The 22,050-nt window shown below is 48.1% G+C and carries 22 protein-coding genes, 1 pseudogene and 1 other annotated feature; of the genes and pseudogenes, 11 read left to right on the top strand and 12 right to left on the bottom strand.

Features of this window, described 5'->3' with window-relative positions; all coding sequences use genetic code 11:
• Positions 1–36: 36 nt before the first annotated feature.
• The 4 genes from oppB to oppF are packed head-to-tail and all read left to right on the top strand — an operon-like array spanning position 37 to position 3,903.
• Positions 37–957 (top strand): oligopeptide ABC transporter permease OppB, encoded by a 921-nt coding sequence (gene oppB, locus MPHASIOC01_RS07065; RefSeq protein WP_064593956.1) that lies wholly within the window; start codon positions 37–39, stop codon positions 955–957.
• 16 nt (positions 958–973) lie between these two features.
• Positions 974–1,879: an oligopeptide ABC transporter permease OppC gene (gene oppC, locus MPHASIOC01_RS07060; RefSeq protein WP_064593954.1), complete on the top strand. Its 906-nt coding sequence runs from the start codon at positions 974–976 to the stop codon at positions 1,877–1,879.
• Between the two features lie 9 nt (positions 1,880–1,888).
• Positions 1,889–2,902 carry an ABC transporter ATP-binding protein gene (locus MPHASIOC01_RS07055; protein ID WP_064593952.1) on the top strand — a complete coding sequence of 338 codons (1,014 nt, stop codon included), beginning with the start codon at positions 1,889–1,891 and terminating at the stop codon, positions 2,900–2,902.
• A complete protein-coding gene (gene oppF, locus MPHASIOC01_RS07050; RefSeq protein ID WP_064593950.1) occupies positions 2,899–3,903 on the top strand; it encodes a murein tripeptide/oligopeptide ABC transporter ATP binding protein OppF in 1,005 nt (334 codons plus the stop codon). The genes MPHASIOC01_RS07055 and oppF overlap by 4 nt, the downstream gene beginning before the upstream one ends.
• 97 nt (positions 3,904–4,000) lie before the next feature.
• On the opposite strand, the gene MPHASIOC01_RS07045 is transcribed toward oppF, so the two are convergent.
• Together MPHASIOC01_RS07045 and cls are read right to left on the bottom strand one after the other, a co-directional pair.
• The gene (locus MPHASIOC01_RS07045) at positions 4,001–4,330 is read right to left on the bottom strand and encodes an HI1450 family dsDNA-mimic protein (protein ID WP_064593948.1); all 330 of its coding nucleotides are present in this window, start codon (positions 4,328–4,330) and stop codon (positions 4,001–4,003) included.
• Between the two features lie 37 nt (positions 4,331–4,367).
• Positions 4,368–5,828, bottom strand: a complete 1,461-nt coding sequence (cls, locus tag MPHASIOC01_RS07040; protein WP_064593946.1) for a cardiolipin synthase — start codon at positions 5,826–5,828, stop codon at positions 4,368–4,370.
• A gap of 146 nt (positions 5,829–5,974) precedes the next feature.
• On the opposite strand from cls, the gene MPHASIOC01_RS07035 reads away from it, so the two are divergent.
• The 3 genes from MPHASIOC01_RS07035 to MPHASIOC01_RS07025 all read left to right on the top strand — a co-directional run bounded on the left by MPHASIOC01_RS07035 (position 5,975) and on the right by MPHASIOC01_RS07025 (position 9,813).
• The gene (locus MPHASIOC01_RS07035; RefSeq protein WP_156518968.1) at positions 5,975–6,148 is read left to right on the top strand and encodes a YciY family protein; all 174 of its coding nucleotides are present in this window, start codon (positions 5,975–5,977) and stop codon (positions 6,146–6,148) included.
• 231 nt (positions 6,149–6,379) lie between these two features.
• Positions 6,380–7,975, top strand: coding sequence for an EAL domain-containing protein (locus MPHASIOC01_RS07030; RefSeq protein ID WP_353614257.1), 1,596 nt, complete (start codon positions 6,380–6,382; stop codon positions 7,973–7,975).
• Positions 7,976–8,235: 260 nt separating this feature from the next.
• Positions 8,236–9,813 (top strand): methyl-accepting chemotaxis protein, encoded by a 1,578-nt coding sequence (locus MPHASIOC01_RS07025; protein ID WP_353614256.1) that lies wholly within the window; start codon positions 8,236–8,238, stop codon positions 9,811–9,813.
• Positions 9,814–9,899: 86 nt separating this feature from the next.
• Here the strand turns inward: MPHASIOC01_RS07025 and MPHASIOC01_RS07020 are convergent, their stop codons facing one another.
• Positions 9,900–10,196, bottom strand: a complete 297-nt coding sequence (locus MPHASIOC01_RS07020; RefSeq protein WP_064593940.1) for a YciI family protein — start codon at positions 10,194–10,196, stop codon at positions 9,900–9,902.
• Between the two features lie 68 nt (positions 10,197–10,264).
• Here MPHASIOC01_RS07020 and MPHASIOC01_RS07015 point away from each other — a divergent pair, with 68 nt between their 5' ends.
• Positions 10,265–10,420, top strand: a complete 156-nt coding sequence (locus tag MPHASIOC01_RS07015) for a hypothetical protein (RefSeq protein WP_156518967.1) — start codon at positions 10,265–10,267, stop codon at positions 10,418–10,420.
• Positions 10,410–11,135, top strand: a complete 726-nt coding sequence (locus tag MPHASIOC01_RS07010; protein WP_353614903.1) for an energy transducer TonB — start codon at positions 10,410–10,412, stop codon at positions 11,133–11,135. The genes MPHASIOC01_RS07015 and MPHASIOC01_RS07010 overlap by 11 nt, the downstream gene beginning before the upstream one ends.
• Before the next feature lie 19 nt (positions 11,136–11,154).
• Here the strand turns inward: MPHASIOC01_RS07010 and yciA are convergent, their stop codons facing one another.
• Positions 11,155–11,547: an acyl-CoA thioester hydrolase YciA gene (yciA, locus tag MPHASIOC01_RS07005; RefSeq protein WP_036105361.1), complete on the bottom strand. Its 393-nt coding sequence runs from the start codon at positions 11,545–11,547 to the stop codon at positions 11,155–11,157.
• Between the two features lie 143 nt (positions 11,548–11,690).
• A complete protein-coding gene (locus MPHASIOC01_RS07000) occupies positions 11,691–12,071 on the bottom strand; it encodes a hypothetical protein (protein WP_064593936.1) in 381 nt (126 codons plus the stop codon).
• Between the two features lie 262 nt (positions 12,072–12,333).
• Between MPHASIOC01_RS07000 and MPHASIOC01_RS06995 the strand changes: the two genes are divergently transcribed.
• Positions 12,334–12,522: a YdiH family protein gene (locus tag MPHASIOC01_RS06995; RefSeq protein WP_036105367.1), complete on the top strand. Its 189-nt coding sequence runs from the start codon at positions 12,334–12,336 to the stop codon at positions 12,520–12,522.
• A gap of 266 nt (positions 12,523–12,788) precedes the next feature.
• Here MPHASIOC01_RS06995 and MPHASIOC01_RS06990 read toward each other — a convergent pair whose 3' ends face one another.
• Both MPHASIOC01_RS06990 and MPHASIOC01_RS06985 read right to left on the bottom strand, forming a co-directional pair.
• On the bottom strand, positions 12,789–13,325 hold the full coding sequence (locus MPHASIOC01_RS06990) for a septation protein A (protein ID WP_064593934.1): 537 nt from the start codon (positions 13,323–13,325) through the stop codon (positions 12,789–12,791).
• A 52-nt stretch (positions 13,326–13,377) separates the two neighbouring features.
• Entirely contained in the window at positions 13,378–14,121 is a 744-nt protein-coding gene (locus tag MPHASIOC01_RS06985; RefSeq protein ID WP_064593933.1) for a YciC family protein, read from the bottom strand.
• 372 nt (positions 14,122–14,493) lie between these two features.
• Between MPHASIOC01_RS06985 and ompW the strand changes: the two genes are divergently transcribed.
• Positions 14,494–15,126, top strand: a complete 633-nt coding sequence (ompW, locus tag MPHASIOC01_RS06980; RefSeq protein WP_064593932.1) for an outer membrane protein OmpW — start codon at positions 14,494–14,496, stop codon at positions 15,124–15,126.
• Between the two features lie 198 nt (positions 15,127–15,324).
• On the opposite strand, the gene trpA is transcribed toward ompW, so the two are convergent.
• The 5 genes and pseudogenes from trpA to MPHASIOC01_RS06955 all read right to left on the bottom strand — a co-directional run bounded on the left by trpA (position 15,325) and on the right by MPHASIOC01_RS06955 (position 21,901).
• The gene (gene trpA / locus MPHASIOC01_RS06975; RefSeq protein WP_353614255.1) at positions 15,325–16,131 is read right to left on the bottom strand and encodes a tryptophan synthase subunit alpha; all 807 of its coding nucleotides are present in this window, start codon (positions 16,129–16,131) and stop codon (positions 15,325–15,327) included.
• On the bottom strand, positions 16,131–17,324 hold the full coding sequence (trpB, locus tag MPHASIOC01_RS06970) for a tryptophan synthase subunit beta (protein ID WP_353614254.1): 1,194 nt from the start codon (positions 17,322–17,324) through the stop codon (positions 16,131–16,133). The genes trpA and trpB overlap by 1 nt, the downstream gene beginning before the upstream one ends.
• A 61-nt stretch (positions 17,325–17,385) precedes the next feature.
• Positions 17,386–18,744, bottom strand: coding sequence for a bifunctional indole-3-glycerol-phosphate synthase TrpC/phosphoribosylanthranilate isomerase TrpF (trpCF, locus tag MPHASIOC01_RS06965; RefSeq protein ID WP_353614253.1), 1,359 nt, complete (start codon positions 18,742–18,744; stop codon positions 17,386–17,388).
• A 3-nt stretch (positions 18,745–18,747) separates the two neighbouring features.
• Positions 18,748–20,339 (bottom strand): annotated as a pseudogene (trpD, locus tag MPHASIOC01_RS06960) (bifunctional anthranilate synthase glutamate amidotransferase component TrpG/anthranilate phosphoribosyltransferase TrpD).
• On the bottom strand, positions 20,339–21,901 hold the full coding sequence (locus MPHASIOC01_RS06955; protein WP_353614252.1) for an anthranilate synthase component 1: 1,563 nt from the start codon (positions 21,899–21,901) through the stop codon (positions 20,339–20,341). The pseudogene trpD and the gene MPHASIOC01_RS06955 overlap by 1 nt, the downstream one beginning before the upstream one ends.
• A 23-nt stretch (positions 21,902–21,924) precedes the next feature.
• Positions 21,925–22,020 (bottom strand) — a sequence feature (Trp leader region).
• Positions 22,021–22,050 lie beyond the last annotated feature (30 nt).

The raw sequence follows: 22,050 nt of genomic DNA, 5'->3' as shown, positions 1-22,050 counted from the left end.
TCGCAGTGCAAAGGCACACGCCAGAAGGTACGGGCAATGTTGAAATTTATTTTACGTCGCTGTCTGGAAGCAATTCCGACACTTTTTATTCTTATTACTATTTCCTTCTTTATGATGCGCCTGGCTCCGGGAAGTCCATTTACCGGGGAGCGCAACCTGCCGCCAGAAGTGATGGCGAACATCGAAGCGAAGTATCATCTCAATGATCCAATGATGACTCAGTATTTTCATTATTTGAAACAACTGGCTCATGGCGATTTTGGTCCTTCGTTCAAATATAAAGATTACAGTGTCAATGATTTGGTCGCTGCATCATTCCCGGTTTCAGCAAAACTGGGTGCGGCTGCTTTCTTGTTGGCTATTGTGCTGGGTGTTACCGCTGGGGTGATTGCCGCACTCAAACAGAACAGTAAATGGGATTACATCGTCATGAGTTTTGCCATGACAGGTGTGGTTATTCCCAGTTTTGTTGTCGCGCCACTGCTGGTCATGATCTTTGCCATTACATTGCGGTGGCTGCCAGGCGGTGGCTGGAATGGAGGCGAATTCAAATATATGTTGCTGCCAATGGTGGCACTTTCGCTGTCCTATATTTCCAGTATCGCGCGTATTACGCGTGGCTCAATGATTGAAGTGTTGCACTCTAACTTCATTCGTACCGCGCGTGCTAAAGGTCTGCCCATGCGCCGCATTGTGATGCGCCATGCACTGAAGCCTGCTTTATTACCTGTGCTCTCTTATATGGGGCCAGCATTTGTGGGGATTATCACGGGTTCGATGGTGATTGAGACAATTTACGGTTTACCGGGGATTGGTCAGTTGTTTGTTAACGGTGCACTGAACCGCGACTACTCACTGGTACTAAGCCTGACGATTTTAGTCGGTGCCCTGACGATTGTTTTTAACGCTATTGTCGATGTGCTTTATGCGGTTATCGACCCAAAAATTCGTTATTGATGCTGGAGTGAGCCAAATGTTGAGCAAGAAAAACAGTGAGGCCCTGGAAAACTTCAGCGAGAAGCTTGAAGTGGAAGGGCGTAGCTTATGGCAGGATGCGCGGCGGCGTTTTATTCATAACCGTGCTGCAGTGGCAAGTCTGGTGGTACTGGTACTCATAGCACTCTTTGTTACCTTTGCCCCAATGTTGTCATCTTTTACTTATTTTGATACTGACTGGAACATGATGTCCAGCGGGCCAGATTTCGCTTCTGGCCACTATTTCGGTACTGACTCATCAGGCCGTGACCTGCTGGTGCGTGTGGCGATTGGTGGGCGAATTTCCCTGATGGTTGGGGTGTCTGCTGCACTGGTCGCCGTGATACTGGGCACGTTGTATGGTTCACTCTCAGGCTATCTGGGGGGGAAAGTTGACTCGGTAATGATGCGTCTGCTGGAGATCCTTAACTCCTTCCCGTTCATGTTCTTCGTCATTTTGCTGGTTACCTTCTTTGGGCAAAACATCCTGCTGATTTTTGTGGCAATCGGCATGGTTTCCTGGCTGGATATGGCGCGTATTGTCCGTGGGCAGACTCTGAGCCTCAAACGCAAAGAGTTTATTGAAGCCGCTCAGGTTGGTGGTGTATCTACCGGTAATATCGTCATCCGCCACATTGTGCCAAACGTTCTGGGTGTGGTGGTGGTTTATGCCTCGTTGCTGGTTCCCAGCATGATCCTGTTTGAATCCTTCCTTAGTTTCCTTGGGTTAGGTACGCAGGAACCGTTAAGCAGTTGGGGCGCTTTGTTGAGCGATGGCGCGAACTCAATGGAGGTTTCACCGTGGTTATTGTTATTCCCGGCGGGTTTCCTGGTAGTGACGCTGTTTTGTTTTAACTTCATTGGCGATGGCCTGCGTGATGCCCTCGACCCGAAAGACCGTTAAGGAGTACCCATGGCTTTACTTATTAATTCTGTAGTGGGTGCATCCCCGTTAGCGGGTGAGTCCTTATTAAATGTAAAAGACCTGCGGGTAACGTTTGGTACACCGGATGGCGATGTTACTGCGGTTAATGATTTGAACTTTACCCTGAATGCCGGTGAAACGCTGGGGATTGTGGGTGAGTCTGGTTCGGGTAAATCACAAACAGCATTTGCTTTGATGGGCTTACTGGCTTCAAACGGGCGCATTGATGGTTCTGCCACATTTGGGGGGCGAGAAATTCTTAACCTGCCGGAGCATGAACTGAACCGCTTGCGTGCGGAACAGATCTCCATGATTTTTCAGGATCCAATGACGTCCCTTAACCCTTATATGCGTGTGGGTGAGCAATTGATGGAAGTGCTCATGTTGCATAAAAAGATGAGCAAAACGGAGGCGTACGAAGAATCAGTGCGTATGCTTGATGCGGTCAAAATGCCTGAGGCGCGTAAGCGCATGAGAATGTATCCTCATGAATTCTCAGGCGGAATGCGCCAGCGCGTAATGATAGCCATGGCATTGTTATGCCGGCCAAAACTGCTGATTGCTGATGAACCCACCACAGCACTGGATGTAACTGTCCAGGCGCAAATAATGACCTTATTGAATGAACTGAAACATGAATTTAATACCGCTATTATCATGATCACTCATGACCTCGGTGTTGTTGCGGGTATCTGTGACAAAGTGCTGGTGATGTATGCCGGGCGCACCATGGAATATGGCAGTGCCAGAGATGTATTCTACCACCCGTCACATCCTTATTCTTTGGGGTTGCTGAGTGCTGTACCGCGTCTTGATAAAGAAGGTGCTGCACTGGATACCATCCCCGGTAACCCGCCAAACCTGTTGAGACTACCTAAAGGTTGTCCGTTCCAGCCGCGTTGCCCATATGCCTCGGAAGGTTGTGAGAATACGCCGCCGCTGGAATCTTTTGGTGAAGGTCGGTTACGTGCCTGCTTTAGGTCAGTGGAGGAGTTGGTATGAACGCGCTGACAGAAGAAAAAAAAGTACTGCTCGAAATTAGTGACCTGAAAGTCCATTTCGATATCCGTGACAGCAAACAGTGGTTTTGGCAACCCGCTAAAACCCTGAAAGCGGTGGATGGGGTGACCCTGCGGCTGTATGAAGGTGAAACACTCGGTGTGGTAGGCGAATCCGGGTGTGGTAAATCCACTTTTGCCCGCGCAATTATCGGACTGGTGAAAGCCACTGAAGGGCACGTTGCCTGGTTGGGTAAAAACCTGACTGGCATGAACCAGGAACAGTGGCGTGAAGTGCGCAGCGATATTCAGATGATCTTCCAGGACCCGCTGGCTTCCCTTAACCCACGAATGACAATTGGCGATATCATTGCTGAACCGTTACGGACGTATCACCCGAAGATGCCTCGCCAGGAAGTAAGAGACCGGGTGAAAGCGATGATGATGAAAGTGGGGCTGTTACCAAACCTGGTAAACCGTTACCCGCATGAGTTTTCAGGTGGACAGTGCCAGCGCATTGGTATTGCCAGGGCACTTATCCTTGAACCCAAACTTATCATTTGTGATGAGCCGGTTTCAGCCCTTGATGTTTCTATTCAGGCACAGGTCGTTAACCTGTTGCAGCAACTGCAGCGGGAAATGGGGTTGTCTTTGATTTTTATTGCCCACGACCTGGCAGTGGTAAAACATATCTCCGACCGGGTACTGGTTATGTATCTGGGGCATGCCGTAGAGTTGGGGACTTACGATGAGGTCTATAACAATCCTTTGCACCCGTACACCAGAGCGTTGATGTCAGCCGTGCCGGTGCCAGACCCTGATCAGGAGCGGAACAAAACTATACAACTGCTGGAAGGAGAATTGCCGTCACCAATCAATCCGCCTTCAGGTTGTGTGTTCCGTACCCGTTGCCCTATGGCTGGCCCCGAATGTGCCAAAACACGGCCTGTTCTCGAAGGAAGTTTCCGCCATGCGGTTTCCTGCCTGAAGGTTGACCCGCTGTAAAAAGACCCGGCCTGTGCGGCTGTCTAGTGCGAATAAAAAACCTGAATGTTTAACGCATTCAGGTTTTTTTCAGGCTGAGCCGTTATAACCAGAGCAATTATTCACGCCACAGAATATGGCACAGTTTATGGTTTTTCTCGCGGCACAGAAGAATACGTGCAAACACATCGTTCAGTTCGCCGCCATCTTCTTCTGCGAGGCCAATAACAACCTCTGAGAAGAAGTCTGGATTCAGATCGAAATCGACATGCTCCGACCATTCTTCTGATGGGTCAAAGAGCTCAGCGCCGCCACGTTCCTCAAACTGGAGATTAAATAAAATGATGTCTGCAGGGTCCAGATTATCGCCCGCCAGCTCCAGAAAAATATCATAGGCCTGCTCAAGAGTTTCATCTTCAGTAAGGCGGTTATTCAGGTCCATATCCATTTTTATACATCCGCAGTCATAGGCTTTGGGGGCCTTTTTACAACAATGGGCTAAAGAAGTAAAATACTCGCTCAGTTATTCGTTGCCACAGTGGCCGTTTAACCCAGTCTCTGGCATTAAGCAAGGTAGAGCGCGAGATATAGTCATCCTGAACAGCCGCCAAATCGTTGCCAAACCCCTGGTCATCTATCACCAGAGTAATTTCAAAATTCAGCCATAAACTACGCATATCCAGATTAACGGTGCCAACAAGGCTGAGTTCGTCATCAACCAGTACACTTTTCGTATGCAGAAGACCGCCTTCAAACTGATAGATCCTGACGCCAGCAGCCAGTAATTCAGCAAAAAAAGCCCGGCTGGCCCAGCCAACCAGCAGCGAATCATTTTTCTTAGGTAAAATCAGGCTGACATTCACCCCACGCAGGGCAGCTGTGCAAATCGCATGTAAAAGATCGTCACTAGGAACAAAATAAGGGGTGGTGAGCACCAGATTCTCGCGGGCGGCGTAGACGGCTGTTAACAAGGCCTGATGTATCAAGTCTTCCGGGAAGCCGGGGCCTGATGCAATAGTCTGTATTGTGTGACCACTGGCTTCTTCAAAGGGCATGATATTCGCATCCGGTGGGGGAGGCAGAAGCCGCTTTCCGGTTTCGATTTCCCAGTCGCAGGAGTAAACAATGCCCATTGTTGTAGCGATAGGCCCTTCCATGCGAGCCATCAAATCCACCCACTGGCCTACGCCTGCATCCTGTTTGAAGTAGCGCGGATCAACCAGGTTCATACTGCCCGTGTAAGCAATATAATTATCAATCATGACCATTTTCCGGTGCTGGCGTAAGTCCATACGCCGCAGGAAAACACGCATCAGGTTTACTTTAAGTGACTCGACTACATCAATACCGGCATTGCGCATCATGGCGGGCCAGGGGCTGCGAAAGAATGCCAGACTTCCCGCAGAATCAAGCATCAGGCGGCAATGTACACCACGACGTGCGGCAGCCATCAACGATTCGGCCACTTCATCAGCAAGGCCACCTGGATTCCAAATATAGAAAACCATCTCGATATTATGCCGGGATAACTGGATATCTCGGATCAGAGCATGCATGACATCATCTGTCTCTGTCAGCAACTGAAGCTGGTTACCTTTAACGCCGCCCACGCCCTGGCGACGTTCGCACAACTGGAATAATGATTCCGCCACTGTGCTGTTTTCATCGGCAAAGATATGTTTACTCTCTTTTAAGGCTTTTAACCAGTTAGCCGTGGAAGGCCACATGTCACGAGCCCGTTCAGCACGACGTTTCCCTAAGTGCAGTTCACCAAATGACAGGTAAGCGATGACACCAACCAGTGGGAGAATATAAATAACGAGCAGCCAGGCCATTGCAGAAGGTACAGCGCGGCGTTTCATCAAAATACGCAATGTTACACTGGCAATCAGAAGCCAGTAGCCCAAAATCACCAGCCAGTTTGCCAGCGTATAGAGCGTCGCCATAGGTAAAAAATCCTTTATCTTCCGTATACTTTTGAGTGTACGCACAAGATTGTGCTTCTCAAAGAAAAAAACGGGTGAAAACAGCTTTTCGGGCAATTACCTGGGCGTATAATACCCTTACTTGTTGTATTGTGAGCCAATATGAAATGAGACACAGTCGTACAGAGGTTGGGCGTTGGCGGATGTTACGCCAGTCCCAGCGGAGAAAAACCCGCTGGCTGGAAGCGCAATCCCGCCGGAACATGCGTATTCACGCAATCCGCAAATGTATCGTTAATCGTCAGCGCAATTCTTTGCTGTTTTCAGTCTACGATATTTAGCCTGCCGGGCACGTTATGTGCCCGATTTTAAAAGTTATCTTTTTTAAGAAATCAGCGATTGTCATTATCGATGCACACCTTGTTGTTTCTGTTGGATTATGTTCGCCTGTCATATAACGCTATCCCACAATAGGGGTAAAGAAGCTTGTCACGTTTGCCGATATTACCGTTAGAGCGATTAAAGGGCAGTCTGGTACCTTACTGGTGATAACTCATGGAGATGGATAGCGCGTGGTAAATCAGAATACGCCAAATTTTAAGGCGCACTTGTTAACCGGAAAACGCCTTATTCCTGTACTGATGGCGATTATCAGTATTATTGCTACAGTTCTCCTGACACAACTGGTCAGCACAATGTTGAGATTTGAAAACCAGACAGGGATATCAGCACATATTTTGTCACAGGCAGAACGCGTGGCAAGTGAGTTAGATACAGCACAGCAGGTTGCCAGTAACAGCCCTTATCCCGAATGTACAGTCGATGATATTAACTTGTTGAGACGTTTAACGCTGGAATATGAGTTAGTACAGGATATTGGCCGGGTATGGCAAGGAAAAATAATTTGTACAGCGGGATGGGGTATTTTGAAGCATGCGACAGTATTGCCTGATACAGGGTATTACTCGCATATAGAAGGGCGTACTTTTTACCGCCATGTTGCAGATATGCTGCCAGTAAAGAAAACCAACAATCTGATTGTTAAAGGCAATACAGTAATATTTACCTCACCAGTAAATATTAAAATGCAGTATATGAGTGATTTAATGCTGGACTGGCATTTGGTTACCCGCAATGGCGCTTATGTATTTGATACATTTTCTACGCCTTCTCAGTCTGATAGCCATAACTGGTTGTCACTATTTACTCAGCGCTCACAACAACGTATCTGTAGTAAACAATTTGACTTGTGTGTTGAAACGACAACACAAAACAACGCGTTGACTGCTTTACCTTCAGGTGTATTGCTGGTGCTTGTCGTTCTGGGGGCAGGTGCTGGTTATTTAGCCGGATTTGCATTAATGGTGTGGGCAGGACGGATTAATTCTATCGATGCACGCCTGAAAAAAGCAGTTTTCTATCATCTTCTTCACCTGGAGTACCAACCGCAGTATCGCCTGTCTGATGAGTCTGTTGTTGGCGCAGAAGTGTTGGTGCGCTGGAAAGATGATGTCTATGGTAATGTTTCCCCAGAATTTTTTATCAAACTCGCTGAGCGCCTGGGTATTTATCGCCAGATTACCCGGTTTGTTATAGAGCAGTCACTGATGGATATGTCCGGGTTAATGGCGGAGCATCCTGATTTCACCCTGAGTATTAATGTAGGCAAGCACGATATTACAGACGCAACGTTCTTACCCTATCTTAATGCTATGGCTGACAATTCAGGCTGTTTGCGTCAACAGATTAAAATGGAAATAACAGAAAAAACAGATGTTAATTACAAAATTATTGCTGAGTCTGCGCGTGAGCTTCAGCAACTGGGGTATTTGGTGTCGTTAGATGATTTTGGGACAGGTGTGGCCAATATTCACTGGCTTACAGAAATTACTTTTGATGAAATTAAGCTCGATAAATATTTTGTCCGGGGATTGGGGGATGACTTTAAAAAAACGATGCTGGATGCATTGCTGAGCATTATTGTCCCGTTGAATAAAACTATAGTTTTCGAGGGTATTGAAACCCGTGAAGAAAAAGAGATTGTTCTGTCAGCCTATGCAACTGCCATTGGTCAGGGCTGGTACTATTCCCGAGCAGTGCCTGTCAATGAATTTATCAAGATCTACCATAATGCGCACAAAGAGTGTCAGGAATCTGCTGGGGAGTAACTTGTTTTTTATTCTCGTATTTACTGTTTATTTTTTGTTAAAAATAAGAAAGTAATACATAAGATAAACATATAATTTAGTATGTTTATAATACTGCTTACTTTTGAAACTAAAAAAACCACGCAGATATGCCACGGATTTCACTGAATATATTCCCCGTGAATACCTTTTTGTTGTGTCACTGATCATTTTATGCTCTAACAAACAAAGGCACAGTGCCGATAAATCGGAATTATGGAAATGGACAATCAGGAAAAACTATGCGTATCGTACACAAGCTTCTTATTGCATTTGCAATTTCTATTATTTCCGTCATTGTTGTAGGTGTCTGGTCGTTGTCTGTATATAAAAGTTCGATAACCAGCTTTGACTACATTACTACGAATAGCCTCCCACGTATCAAACAGCTGCAAATCACCATTGATTTTCGTGAAAAAGCGCGTCGTGAAATTTATTTGTACTTGCTAAGCCATGATGATGCACTGATGAGCCAGCATAAACACGATGCACTTGATGCAATGAGCCAGAGTATTGCAACACTCAAAAAGTATCGCAATGCGAGAGTCTCAGATAATAAAGATAAGCAAATGTCAGATAAAAACCTCGCCATTATGGCGAGTTATATGCAAGTGCTTAATGACTTATTCACTGCCAATGAGTCGGTTGGCCAGGCTGCCGCTGTGTCGATGTTGAAAAGCGGTGGTGACATGGCGAAAATGGCCGATGAATTAACCCGTGGGCTTAATCAGCAGATCCAATATAATTACCAGCATGCCGAAGCATTCAGTGTTGCTAATCATGAAAAATTTAATACAACGATTATCATGCTGGCAGTCTTTATCGTGTTATCTGTTGCTGTCAGTACAATATTGTCCTTTTTCGTACTGCGTTATATCGCCGTTTCTTTACGTTCGTTCAGTGACAAAATCAGTACTATCAGTCATGAACTGGATCTGACCCAATCTGTCACTGTCCGCCGGCGTGATGAAATTGGCCTAGCGGCGTTAAGTTTCAATGCGCTGGTCGAGAAAATGGCTCAGGTATTAAGCCAGGTAAAATCTTCCTCGCGCCTGGTGGATACCGCGGCGCACGAAATTGCGGCCAGTAATGATGATCTGTCATCCCGTACTGAAGCACAGGCCGCTTCTCTGGAAGAAACCGCCGCCAGTATGAATCAGTTGTCAGCGACAGTACAAAGCAATGTGGAAACTACGCGTAATGCTGACCAACTGATGCACCAGGTACATAAATTAGTGCATAACACGAGTAATGAATTAGGCGGGCTTAAAGAAACTATCGATGACATTGCTGTTTCTTCGGCAAAAATATCCGAAATCACGGCAATTATTGAAGGGATTGCCTTTCAGACCAATATTCTGGCTTTAAATGCTGCAGTAGAGGCTGCGCGGGCAGGTGAGCATGGCAAGGGCTTTGCGGTTGTTGCTGGAGAAGTTCGCACTTTATCACAACGTTCTTCCGGTGCAGCGCGCGATATCAAAGTGCTGATAGATGCAGCTTTGCAGAAAGTGACCCTCGGTGTGAAATATACCCAGCAGGTGGCTGATAAAATGACAGAAGCGACCAGCGCGGTCAGTGAAACCAAAGATTTGATAAACCAGGTCTCACACTCTTCGACAGAGCAAAGCCATGGCATAAGCCAGGTAAATATCGCGGTTAACCAGATGGAAGGCGTACTGCAACAGAATGCTGCAATGGTAGAGCAAATGGCTGCTGCAGCTAATTCACTGCGAGGGCAGGCTGGTGAGTTACTGGCCGATGTCGATGTCTTTGTGGTCAGTGAACAGGTACCCTCTGCACGATTAATCGCACTGGCTTAGCCTCAGCGCCGACACGTTGTACGCTAATAAAACGAGTCGCAAAACGGGCCTCCATACTTTGTGGGCCCGTTTCATTTCAGCCCTGCCTAAAATACTTGCTTATAAGGTTTAACGTCCACTTTCTGATAAACACCTGCCGCAACATAAGGGTCGTCATTTGCCCAGGCCTGTGCTTCTTCCAGCGATGAAAACTCCGCAATGACTGTGGAACCAGTGAAACCAGCCTGACCCGGGTCATTACTGTCAACAGCAGGCATAGGTCCAGCGGTAACTAAACGGCCTTCATCACGCAACAACTGCAAACGCGCCAGGTGGGCAGGGCGCACCGACATCCGTTTATCCAGTGAGTTGGCTACATCCTCAGCATAAATCACGTAAAGCACAGCAAGGCTCCTTATCAGAGACGAAAGTAAAACTACGGTAAGTGAATCATTCCGCAGGTGCAACGAAAATGTCATACATATTCGGTTATAAAGCCGATATTTTGCTCAACACCGGGGAAATTACGCCTGTCTGGTACCTGCTTGTTGAATATGATTGCTATTTGCATTTAAAATTGGCTTTTAGCGCTATTAACCGGATAACTGATGAGCTCGATGACACTTGACTTTCCTCGCCGTTTCCCATGGCCCGCATTGCTTTCGGTAGTGATACATGGCGCTGTACTGGCAGGTATTCTGTATACTTCAATGCATCAGGTCACTGAGCTGCCTTCACCGGCACAGCCCATTTCTGTTACCATGGTAAACCCGGCAGATTTAGCGGCACCTGCCCCAGCCCCACAAGTTGTCCAGCCAGAGTCGGAGCCAGTTGTTGAGCCGGTGCCTGAAGCGCCGAAAGAGGCCCCGGTTGTTATTCATAAGCCAAAGCCAAAACCCAAACCGAAACCAGCTAAAAAGGTAGAGCACCGCAAAGAGCCGGTTAAAACGGTCGAAAAACCGGTTGAGCAGAAAGCGCCTCCTCAGGACAACCCTTTTACAGGTAATGTTGCTCCACGCGCATCTTCTGTACAGAACTCGACGGCAAATACGGCCCCGCCAAACACAGCGCCTCGTGGCCCTAAAGCTTTATCACGCACCCAGCCTCAATACCCGTCACGCGCTTTTGTACTGCGCATTGAAGGTAATGTTCGGGTTAAATTTGATGTAGCTGCTGATGGGAGTGTGGAGAATATTCGAATTTTATCCGCCAAACCTGCCAATATGTTTGAGCGTGATGTGCGTCAGGCCATGCGCCACTGGCGTTATGAAAGTGGTCGCCCAGGGAAAGACCTGGTAGTGAACATTATTTTCAGGATTAATGGCGGCGCATCTATGGAGTGATGCGCCAGTTGTATCACGCTCAAGGTAATGGGCGTGGTTTCCCCTGGTTATCTACTGCGACATAAATAAACAGTGCTTCTGTGGCCCGGTAGCGTTGGCCAATCGGCTCTGATGAAACTTTTTTCACCCACACTTCAACATTGATACTGATAGAAGTCGTTCCACGTTTCACACAGCGAGCATAGCAACAGACAACATCGCCCACCGCGACAGGACGCAGGAATGTCATCCCTTCCACACGCACAGTTACCACGCGTCCCTGGCCAATTTCTTTGGCAAGTATCGCGCCCCCCATATCCATTTGTGACATTAACCAGCCGCCGAAAATATCGCCGTTAGCATTCGTATCTGCTGGCATTGCCAGGGTGCGTAAAACTAAATCGCCCTGAGGGGCATCACTTTGTGTGGTCATTTGTTATTCCTTGATCACGCATTTTCATTGTTATCTGTGATGCAACACCAAAAACATGTCCCTGAGGCAGTTCAGGGTGTGCAGGACATTGTAGCGTGAAAACCGGGAAACAACCCAGAAGGATTGCTTCTGGATTTGTCACCTTATGCTACCGGGCTTCGCCAGTAAAATGAGATACCTTTATGCTGGGTAATAAACAACACTGCCTCATTCCAGTTTTTCCCTTTCAGAACTTCAGTAATGCAACGCATTGCATTAAGGCAATCGAGACCGCACCATGTATGATAATCGTCCTGTTCTGTGGCCATGTAAGTCAATGATGCAGAGAACATGTTTTTACCTTCATTGTCACACTCCCGATGGCATACCAGACGGATGCGAAACCATGCTACTGTGAGTTCTTCAGCGATAAATTCTGCGGCGATAGCAATCAGAGCATTAGTTTCTTTGTTGCCGTCAACCCACTGATATTGCTCAGCTCTGTCTGAATTGGGTAACTGGTCTTTGAAAATATCCGCATTCATAGTTATGTTTCCTGGGTTATCAGGATAATTATCGGCGCAGGGGAGAAAACCATAAGCTGCTGGTGGGAACAAAATGTATTTGTGTGAGCTGTGTACCTGTTAATTGACAGTGTAGTCTGGCTAATGTTATTAAAATAATATAATAATCATGCTGTTATCATTTTTTTGGCTCAGTTATCCAGAGTATTCCACCATTCTGATTGGTTGTTTTTTGTGCTCTTTGTGATATTATTTACCGGTTGTCACATTTACTGAGGTTTATATGGAAAACGAGCTAAGCCCCACCGTTCTGGCTTTTGAATATCTTCGTCGGGAAAAAGAAAATTTAACTCCTGCACAATTTCTTAAACGTTTTAAACAACTGCAACTTGAGTTTGCTGACCTGATGGAGCTTTCTTACATCGAATTGCAGGAAGAAATTGTATTTGCTCACCGGTTGGGTATTCACTAATTTTCCAGTTCGCGCTTTGCTGTAGTGTTATACATGCTGTAGTTAAGCGAGAAGGGCTTATCACACAAGGCAAAGGGGGAAGAGTTGCTACAGACAACGCACTGTTTAGTGATTCATCCATGTTGCCTGCTACTGAAACCACTGCAATGCGGTGGTTTTTTGTATTTGAAGTCTTTACATCCAGCAAAAGCGCAGCGGGGCCTGGCCTTGTAGTTGATTTGTTGATTTGTTGATTTGTTGATGGCGCCATGCTGGCGCCAGCGGTACTAATTCTCTTCGTGTGGCATATGGCGGTAAATATAGAGGCCACTTAATAATGTGAATACCAGGGTCAGTGCGGTCAGACCAAATACTTTAAAGTTAACCCAGACATTTTCAGGTAACCAAAAGGCGATATAAATATTCGCCAACCCGCACAGGATGAAAAACAACGCCCAGGCATAATTAAGCCGTTTCCAAACCACCTGAGGCAACGTCAGCTCTTTACCTAACATGCTCTGGATCAGTGGTCTGTTCATTACCCACTGGCTGACCAGAAGCGCCCCGGCAAACAGTACATAAATAACGGTTACTTTCCACTTGATAAACTCAACGTTGTGAAAAGCGATAGTTAACCCACCAAACACGGCAACCAGGATGAAGGTGACCAGTGTCATTTTCTCAAGCTTGCGAAACTTATACCAACTGTAAACCAGAGCGAGTGCTGTTGCGGCAATCAATGCACCTGATGCGACATAAATGTCATACAGCTTATAAAAAGCAAAAAAGACAATCAGGGGAAGAAAATCAAGGAACTGCTTCATAAAGGCTTCCGTAATCGAAAATGACCTGCCACATGGCAGGCCGGTTGAAGACTTACTGACGGATCAGCATGTACAGGCGGTACAGGTAAATAAGCAACAATGCCGAGAGCAGATTACTGATAGTATTGACGGTAATAGCACCACCGGTTGGCGTCAAGGCTGCAAACGTGCTGGAAAACAGCAACAGTGCTGTTTTGGCAACCAGCCAGCCAATAATCGCGGGGGCAACCAGGCGCATATTTGCCCAGCACAGACGGCTACTGGAACGTAATGCCGCAAAGATACCTGTTTTATCCTCAACCAGGTGTACCGGAGCCATAGACAGAACAATCGCGAGAATAACACCCGGAACAATAATCGCCATAATCCCAATCTGCACAGCGAATGTGGTGATAAAAATCAACACGAGCATCCGTGGCATTAAAGGAGCAGAAAGGCCAATTGCATGCAAGGCACTGACGCGCTGCCCGGCTGAAACCAGTTTCACCAGAGTCAGCAAACTGGCGGCAAGAATGGCATTAGCAATCAGACCTGAAAACGTCGTTGCTGCAGATGCTTTTAACAGCGTTTGTTGCTGCTCAGGTGTCATATTCTGAATCAGCTCGAAAAACCCCTGGCTACCCTTAAGATTATCACCCTGTAACATTGCCGCCATCTGGTCTTCATTAGGGTAAAACGCATGCCCTAATGCTACAGCAACAAATGCGCAAAGCAGGGCAATCAGAAGGATGGAGACAAACTGATTACGGAAAAAATTACCTGTGTCACGGTAAACAGAACCTGCCGTGATTGTCATGCACTCTCCTTGAGTTGGTGTCAGGATGAAAATGCTGGCGATTGTACACCGCTCAAGGTGGGATGTCAGTCACATCCCCTGTAAAGGAATGTTGTCGGAACATTTTGTGGGTAAGTTGGCGTCTGTTTATCCTGTCCTGACTTCATAATTACTGTATAAACCCGCTGGTAACAAGCGGGTTACACAGTAGTTTGCCTGAATCATATGAAAATTGATCCAAAACAAATTCATTGTTTTTAACGGAATAGATGCAAATTAACATGGATCAATGAATGTCGAAATATCTGACAAAGTGTGACCAATGTTGGATCAAAAAAGGAAAATGTGAAGGTATAGTCAGGCCGCTGATAAAAACTTACAAAGGATATGGGTATGAAAAAGTTAACAGTGGCACTACTGGCATTGAGTTGTTTTTCCGGAATGGTGAGCGCACATGAAGCGGGCGAATTCTTCGTCCGAGCTGGTAGCGCCACTGTTCGTCCAACCTCAGGGTCAGATAACGTACTCGGGTTGGGTGGCTTTAATGTCAGTAACAACACGCAACTGGGTATGACATTTACCTATATGGCGACTGACAACGTGGGGATTGAATTGCTTGCCGCGACGCCTTTTCGCCACAAAGTTGGTCTTGCGCCGACAGGCACTATAGCAACCGTACACCAACTGCCACCTACATTGATGGCTCAATGGTACTTCGGTGACAGGCAAAGCAAGCTGCGCCCTTATCTTGGTGCCGGGGTGAACTACACCACGTTCTTCAATAATAAATTTAACCAAACAGGTAAGGATGACGGGTTATCTGACCTGAGCCTGAAAGATTCCTGGGGCCTTGCAGGGCAGGCAGGGGTGGATTACCTGATTAACAAAAACTGGTTGGTGAATATGTCTGTTTGGTATATGGATATTGACACCACTGTGAAATTTAAAGCAGGTGACCAGCAAGAAAGCATTAAAACACGCATCGACCCGTGGGTATTTATGTTCTCTGCGGGCTACCGTTTCTGACAGCACACCGCTGGCTGACTTTGTGGAAGGGCGTTCCCTCCACATTACAAAAATAGAGTGCAGCAAGTGTTCACGGCATGCTGTTTTTATCAAGGTACCAAACAAAAACACCAGCCTGATACCTTCCAGGCTGGTGTTTTATTGTCTTGAACCTTTTTACATCATGCTGAACGCACTCGAATGGGCGTAGTGAATTGATTAACTGCGTGTTGCGGCTTTCATCACTGTAACAAACTCACTCAGCGCCTTGAGCATTTCCACAGGTTTATCCAGGTGTTTTTCAATTATCTTCACCACAGCAGACCCGGAAATAGCGCCAGCAGCACCTGCATTGATGGCATCTGTCACCTGAGATGGTTCGGAAATACCAAAGCCTTGCAGAGGTGGTACGGCATGGTATTCAGCCAGTTTTTCCACCAAATGGTGTATGGGCAGGCTGGCACGTTGTTCCGCCCCGGTAACACCAGCGCGGGACAACAGGTAGGTATAACCACGCCCGTAGGAGGCTATCTGGCGTAGCAGGTCATCATCAGCATTGGGGGGACAGATAAAAATAGGCGCGATATTGTGGCGCAATGCCGCCTGACGAAATGGCGCGGACTCTTCAACAGGAACATCTGCAACCAGGACCGAATCGACGCCCACTTCTTCACAACGCGCATAGAAGTTATCAATACCACGGCTATAAACCAGGTTGGCATACATCAGTAACCCAATTGGAATATCCGGGTGTTTTTGGCGAATCATTGCCAGCATTTCAAAACACTGGGTCGGGGTGACGTTTGCCGCAAATGCGCGCAAAGCCGCACCCTGAATCGTGGGGCCATCGGCCAGAGGATCAGAAAAAGGAATACCTAACTCAAGTGCATCAGCACCCGCTTCAACCAGTGTGTCGATAATCTTGAGTGACTGCTCAACACCCGGGTCTCCCAGGGTAACAAAGGGAACAAATGCGCCTTCGTTGCGGGATTTCAATGTTGAAAAAAGCGTATCATAGCGTTCCATCAAATTTCCCCCCGGGATTTCAGAATATCGTGAACCGTGAAAATGTCTTTATCCCCGCGGCCTGACAAGTTAACAACCAGTAATTGTTCTTTATCCGGGTTTTGTTTGATCATTTTGAGCGCCCATGCCAGTGCATGTGACGATTCCAGTGCCGGGATAATGCCTTCATGACGGCTCAGCTCTTTAAACGCGTCCAGCGCTTCATCGTCAGTAATAGAGACATAATCTGCGCGGCCAGTGCTGTTAAGAAATGCATGCTGCGGCCCAACTGACGGGAAGTCCAGCCCGGCAGAAATAGAGTATGACTCTTCAATTTGCCCTTCATCCGTTTGCATCATCGGTGATTTCATACCGAAATAGATGCCCACTCGCCCGTGTTTGAGTGGCGCACCATGTTCACCTGTTTCGATACCATGGCCGGCAGGCTCAACACCAATCAGGCTGACACTGGTTTCGTCAATAAAATCTGCAAACATACCAATGGCGTTGGAACCACCACCTACACAGGCGATAACGGCATCTGGCAGGCGACCTTCTTTTTCAAGAATTTGCGCCCGGGTTTCTTCGCCAATCATGCGCTGGTATTCGCGGACAATAGTTGGATAAGGATGAGGGCCCGCGGCAGTACCCAGCATGTAGTGTGCGGTTTCATAACTACCAGACCAGTCACGCAGTGCTTCGTTACAGGCATCTTTGAGGGTTGATGACCCGGAATGGACAGGGATAACTTCAGCACCCATTAAACGCATACGAAAAACATTCGGAGCCTGGCGCTCAACGTCCTTTGCACCCATATAGATTCGGCATTTCAGACCAAGCAGTGCACTGGCGAGCGCGGATGCCACACCGTGTTGCCCGGCACCTGTCTCAGCAATGATTTCGGTTTTGCCCATGCGTTTGGCGAGCAGAGCCTGGCCCAGAACCTGGTTTGTTTTATGTGCGCCGCCATGCAGCAAATCTTCACGTTTAAGGTACAGAGTGGTTTTGGTTCCCGCAGTCAGATTACGACAGCGGGTAAGGGCAGTGGGGCGCCCGGCATAATTTTTCAGCAAATCAGTAAACTGCGCCTGGAACTCAGGGTCACTTTGCGCACTGACAAACGCTTCTTCAAGCTGGCGTAATGCTGGCATCAGTATTTGCGGAACGTACATTCCGCCGAATTCACCAAAATACGGGTTTAATAAAGTTGTCATGTTTGTTGTATTCCTTAACTACCGGGCTCTTCCCGGTGAATGCATTCGGGCAACACTGGCGTTAGTAGGCGCGTAAGGTGCGAAATGCAGCGGCAATCTTCTCGTGATCTTTAACGCCCGGTTGAGATTCAACCCCTGAGTTAAAATCAAGACCGACACAACCTGCTTTGGCTGCTTCAACGCAGTTGTCTGCACTTAGCCCACCGGCCAGCATCACGTTACTCAGGTCCTGGCCTTGTAACAGTGACCAGTCAAAAGAGTGCCCCGTTCCACCCTGACCATTATCGAAAACATAGCGTGTGATGTGGTCAAACTGGCGTTTTGGGAGCGAATCACCAACGCTCAATGCTTTCCAGATAGCAATGTCAGCAGGTAAGGCCTGATGCAACGCATCAATATATTGCTGGTTTTCGTTACCATGAAGCTGAACAGCAGAAAGTTTCAGTTGTGCAGCCAGCGTAGTGAGCTTATCTACAGGTTCGTCGCGAAACACCCCGACATAGCGTAGAGGGGCGCCAGACATGACAAGTCGTGCCTGTTCAGCGGTGACAGCACGCGGCGAACCTGATACAAAAATCAACCCGCCATAGACAGCGCCCGCGCGGTATGCCGCCGATGCATCCTCTGGACGAGTCAGTCCACATACTTTATTTTCGCCCAGTAACACCCGGCGTACAGCAGTGTTCAGGTCTGTTTCACCCATCAGCGCGGAGCCAATCAGGAAACCGTTGGCATAATGGCTCAGTTCGCGAATGTGGGCATAGGTATGAATGCCGGATTCGCTGATAACTGTCACTCCACTACCCAGTTGTGGGGCGAGAGTTCTTGTACGGTTCAGGTCAATGGACAGGTCACGCAAGTCGCGATTATTAATGCCCACCACCCGAGCCTCAAGATGAATGGCGCGCGCCAGTTCCTCTTCATTACTCACTTCGGTCAGAACGCCCATATTTAAGCTGTGCGCGACTGCGGCCAGGCTACGATACTGTTCGTCATTGAGGACAGACAGCATTAACAGGCAGGCATCAGCCTGATAAAAACGAGCCAGATAAATCTGATATGGGTCGATGATAAAATCTTTACACAGAACTGGCTGTGTAACGGCACTGCTGACCTGGGGTAAAAAATCGAAGTTACCCTGGAAATATTTTTCATCAGTCAGAACTGAAATAGCTGAAGCATAATGCTTATAGACGCCCGCGATAGCCACAGGGTCAAAATCTTCGCGAATCAGTCCTTTTGATGGAGATGCCTTTTTACACTCCAGAATAAATGCAGTTTTCGCGCCAGCAAGGGCATGGTAAAAATCACGCGTACTCGGTTGTATATCATTCTGGAATGAAGTCAGTGGTTGTTGTTGTTTGCGTTGTTCTACCCAAATCGCCTTATCTGCGACGATTTTTGCTAATACGGTTTCCATCTCTTACCCTCTTGCAGCCAGTGCAGTAACGCGCTGATAAGCCTCGCCACTGCGCAATACAGCCAGTGCTTTACTGGCGTTAACACGGAGGTCTTCTTCGCCAAACAGCCGCATCAAAAGTGCGACATTGGCAGCAACAGCCGCTTCTTGAGCAGCCGTACCTTTACCTTGTAACAGACGCGCCAGAATGTCACGGTTTTCTTCTGGTGTGCCACCGGACAGCTCTTCTTTGGCATAAGGGGTTAACCCAAAGTCACTTGCCTGTAGTGTATAACTGCTTACTTTACCGTCTTTCAGCTCAGCCACCTGGACTGCGGCATGTAATGACACTTCATCCATTCCGCCGCTGTGTACCACTGCCGCACGTTGATAACCCAGCACTTTGAGAGTTTCCGCAATAGGCAGAACCAGTTCAGGGCTGTACACGCCAATCAGCGCCAGTGGTGGGTGCGCCGGGTTGATCAGTGGCCCCAACACGTTGAACAGTGTGCGTGTTTTCAGTTGCTGGCGTACTGGCATGGCATGGCGAAATCCTGTGTGGTAAAGCGGCGCGAACAGGAAACAGACGCCCAATTCATCCAGTGACTGGCGTGATGCCTCAGCCGTCATGTCCAGTTTAATACCAAAAGCCGCCAGCAAATCAGAAGAACCTGAACGGCTCGATACGCTCCGGTTGCCATGTTTAGCAACCTTCAGCCCACAAGCTGCAGCGACAAATGCACTGGCCGTGGATATGTTGATGCTGTTACTGCCATCACCACCTGTCCCAACGATATCTGCGAAGGGGTAATCAGGGCGAGGAAATGGCTGTGCATTATCCAGCAGTGCATTGGCTGCACCCGCGATTTCATCAGGGTGCTCACCACGAACTTTCATACTTATCAGGGCGGCGGCCAGTTGGCTTTGCTCCAGTTCGCCGCGCACAATCGCACTGAATAACTGCTGACTTTCCTGTTGGCTGAGTACCTGAGCCTGGAAAAGTTTTTCAAGAATCGTTTGCATGTCAGGCTCCTTTATTTGCTGAGCGCCCAGGCCAGCGTCTGTTCCAGCAGTCGTGCGCCCTGTGTTGTCAGAATAGATTCAGGATGAAACTGGAAACCGCACACACGGTCTGTATCGTGGCGCACCGCCATGACCATCCCTGCATAGCTGGCGCTGACAGTCAATGTAGCGGGTATTTTGCTACCGACCAGTGAGTGATAACGGGCAACCGGCAATGGATTTGGCAGGTCATGAAACATTGCCATACCATCATGTTCTATGGATGAGGCTTTACCGTGGAGAATTTCTCCCGCCTGGCCTACATAGCCGCCATAAGCTTCGACAATGGCCTGGTGCCCAAGGCAGATACCAATAATAGGTAATTCACCACGCATCCGTTGCAACAGCTCTGGCATACAGCCTGCTTCAGACGGTGCGCCAGGTCCTGGTGAAAGCATTAATATCGGATTAGTGAGTTCAGCCAGCCGGGCGATAATCGTGTCAGCGGGTACCTGGTTACGGTAAATCACAACGTGGTGCCCGTTTGCGCGCAACTGGTCAACCAGGTTGTAGGTAAATGAATCAACGTTATCAAGTAGTAAGATATCAGCCATCAGAACATCTCCTTCGCCTGGTGTGCGGCAGCAATGGCGCGCAACACCGCGCGTGCTTTATTACGAGTTTCATCGGCTTCAGATTGCGGAATGGAATCAAGCACCACACCAGCACCAGCCTGCACGGTAGCAATTCCGTCTTCGACCCAGGCGGAACGAATCACAATACATGTATCAAGATCGCCGTGCGCGGTGAAATACCCAACTGCACCACCATAGCTGCCTCGGCGGGTGCCTTCGGCATCGGCAATTAATTGCATCGCGCGTACTTTTGGGGCGCCACTCAGTGTGCCCATATTCATACAGGCGCGATAGGCATGCAGCACATCTAAATCTTCTCGCAACTCGCCAACGACTCGGGAAACCAGATGCATAACAAAGGAATAGCGGTCAACTTTTGTCAGGTCAGCCACATAGCGAGACCCTGGAGTACAAATCCGGGCCAGATCGTTACGGGCAAGGTCAACCAGCATCAGGTGCTCGGACAGCTCTTTATGATCAGTGCGCATTTCCAGCTCAATACGGCTGTCCAGATCATTATCCAGCGAGCCATCGGCTTTGCGCCCTCTGGGGCGGGTACCAGCAATGGGGTAGATTTCAATCTGACGGTCTGTCGCGTCATATTTGAGTGAGCTTTCAGGCGAAGCACCAAACAGCGTGAAGTCCTCATCCTGCATAAAGAACATATAAGGACTGGGGTTGCTTTTCTTCAGTGTCTGATATGCCGCAAGGGAAGAAGGACAAGGTAGTGTGAAGCGGCGTGAGGGGACAACCTGGAAAATTTCCCCGGCCCGAATTGCCTGCTGCATTTGGCTCACTACCGCACCATAGGCATCGTCGCTCTGGTTACAACTCAATTCCATGGACTCGATTTTTTGTACCGGTACAGTGGGGGGCGCTTCCTGCATTTGCTTTTGTAACTGGCTGATGCGTTGAGTGAGCCGTTGGTGTTCAGCCGCAGAGTCAGTAAACAGGCTCGCCTGAATACGCGTTGATTTCTTTTGGTGATCAATAACCAGAAGTGTTTCCGCCAGGTAAAAACAGTAGTCGGGGCAGCGTTGGTCCTGGCGCAGATGCGGAAGATTTTCGAATCCGGCAACCAGGTCATAAGCAAACAAACCACCAAAGAACATGGCTTCGCGCTCATCTTGTGGGACACTTACCAGTGTCAGCATCAGGCGCAACGCATCAAATACAGATAATGCTTTCAGACGGGCATCTTCATCCATCACGGCGGTGACTTCTGGAAAACGCAATTCACGCCCGTCAGGGTGCGCTACCGACTCTACTTCCGCTGGTAACGCTTTATCCAGTAAGGTTAATAATGCACAGCCATTGGCTGATAACGCTTTAATGGTCACCACGTTTTCGAAGGCAGTGATGCGCAAGGCACTGTCGACAAGCAGCAGGCTTTTTAAATCGTTCTTGCTGGCAATATCTGCCGATTCAAGTAACAGAGAAGAAGGCCGGGCGCCGCAGATTTGGTGAAACAGTGCGGTCGGGTTATCACGATATGGCCCTTCCTGAGCGAGAAGTGTTAAAGCTGGTTTGGTTGTTTGCATGGTGCGTTCTCATTATTTTGTTCAAAAAAAAACCCGCTTAGTGCGGGCTGTGGTATCTGTTTTGCCAGAAGCAAACTGTATTACACCGCCCGTTATCAGGAAGTGCGCCACCATTTGCTGTTGTTGGAAATGAGCTGTGTCATTGCAGA

This window comes from Mangrovibacter phragmitis, from assembly GCF_040429585.1.
Classification (GTDB): Bacteria; Pseudomonadota; Gammaproteobacteria; order Enterobacterales; family Enterobacteriaceae; genus Mangrovibacter; species Mangrovibacter phragmitis.
Note: the sequence above shows the minus strand (reverse complement) of the source record. Positions and strands in the feature narration are given on the sequence as shown.

What these genes read in the sequence shown, in the direction of transcription:
- MPHASIOC01_RS07045 (WP_064593948.1), bottom strand. Translation starts at nt 4,330, where the DNA reads ATGGATATGGACCTGAATAACCGCCTTACTGAAGATGAAACTCTTGAG.
- oppB (WP_064593956.1), top strand. Translation starts at nt 37, where the DNA reads ATGTTGAAATTTATTTTACGTCGCTGTCTGGAAGCAATTCCGACACTT.
- MPHASIOC01_RS06955 (WP_353614252.1), bottom strand. Translation starts at nt 21,901, where the DNA reads ATGCAAACAACCAAACCAGCTTTAACACTTCTCGCTCAGGAAGGGCCA.
- MPHASIOC01_RS07000 (WP_064593936.1), bottom strand. Translation starts at nt 12,071, where the DNA reads ATGAATGCGGATATTTTCAAAGACCAGTTACCCAATTCAGACAGAGCT.
- MPHASIOC01_RS06985 (WP_064593933.1), bottom strand. Translation starts at nt 14,121, where the DNA reads ATGACAATCACGGCAGGTTCTGTTTACCGTGACACAGGTAATTTTTTC.
- trpA (WP_353614255.1), bottom strand. Translation starts at nt 16,131, where the DNA reads ATGGAACGCTATGATACGCTTTTTTCAACATTGAAATCCCGCAACGAA.
- oppC (WP_064593954.1), top strand. Translation starts at nt 974, where the DNA reads ATGTTGAGCAAGAAAAACAGTGAGGCCCTGGAAAACTTCAGCGAGAAG.
- MPHASIOC01_RS07025 (WP_353614256.1), top strand. Translation starts at nt 8,236, where the DNA reads ATGCGTATCGTACACAAGCTTCTTATTGCATTTGCAATTTCTATTATT.
- trpCF (WP_353614253.1), bottom strand. Translation starts at nt 18,744, where the DNA reads ATGGAAACCGTATTAGCAAAAATCGTCGCAGATAAGGCGATTTGGGTA.
- MPHASIOC01_RS06990 (WP_064593934.1), bottom strand. Translation starts at nt 13,325, where the DNA reads ATGAAGCAGTTCCTTGATTTTCTTCCCCTGATTGTCTTTTTTGCTTTT.
- MPHASIOC01_RS07015 (WP_156518967.1), top strand. Translation starts at nt 10,265, where the DNA reads ATGTCATACATATTCGGTTATAAAGCCGATATTTTGCTCAACACCGGG.
- oppF (WP_064593950.1), top strand. Translation starts at nt 2,899, where the DNA reads ATGAACGCGCTGACAGAAGAAAAAAAAGTACTGCTCGAAATTAGTGAC.
- MPHASIOC01_RS07035 (WP_156518968.1), top strand. Translation starts at nt 5,975, where the DNA reads ATGAGACACAGTCGTACAGAGGTTGGGCGTTGGCGGATGTTACGCCAG.
- cls (WP_064593946.1), bottom strand. Translation starts at nt 5,828, where the DNA reads ATGGCGACGCTCTATACGCTGGCAAACTGGCTGGTGATTTTGGGCTAC.
- yciA (WP_036105361.1), bottom strand. Translation starts at nt 11,547, where the DNA reads ATGACCACACAAAGTGATGCCCCTCAGGGCGATTTAGTTTTACGCACC.
- MPHASIOC01_RS07055 (WP_064593952.1), top strand. Translation starts at nt 1,889, where the DNA reads ATGGCTTTACTTATTAATTCTGTAGTGGGTGCATCCCCGTTAGCGGGT.
- trpB (WP_353614254.1), bottom strand. Translation starts at nt 17,324, where the DNA reads ATGACAACTTTATTAAACCCGTATTTTGGTGAATTCGGCGGAATGTAC.
- MPHASIOC01_RS06995 (WP_036105367.1), top strand. Translation starts at nt 12,334, where the DNA reads ATGGAAAACGAGCTAAGCCCCACCGTTCTGGCTTTTGAATATCTTCGT.
- MPHASIOC01_RS07010 (WP_353614903.1), top strand. Translation starts at nt 10,410, where the DNA reads ATGACACTTGACTTTCCTCGCCGTTTCCCATGGCCCGCATTGCTTTCG.
- ompW (WP_064593932.1), top strand. Translation starts at nt 14,494, where the DNA reads ATGAAAAAGTTAACAGTGGCACTACTGGCATTGAGTTGTTTTTCCGGA.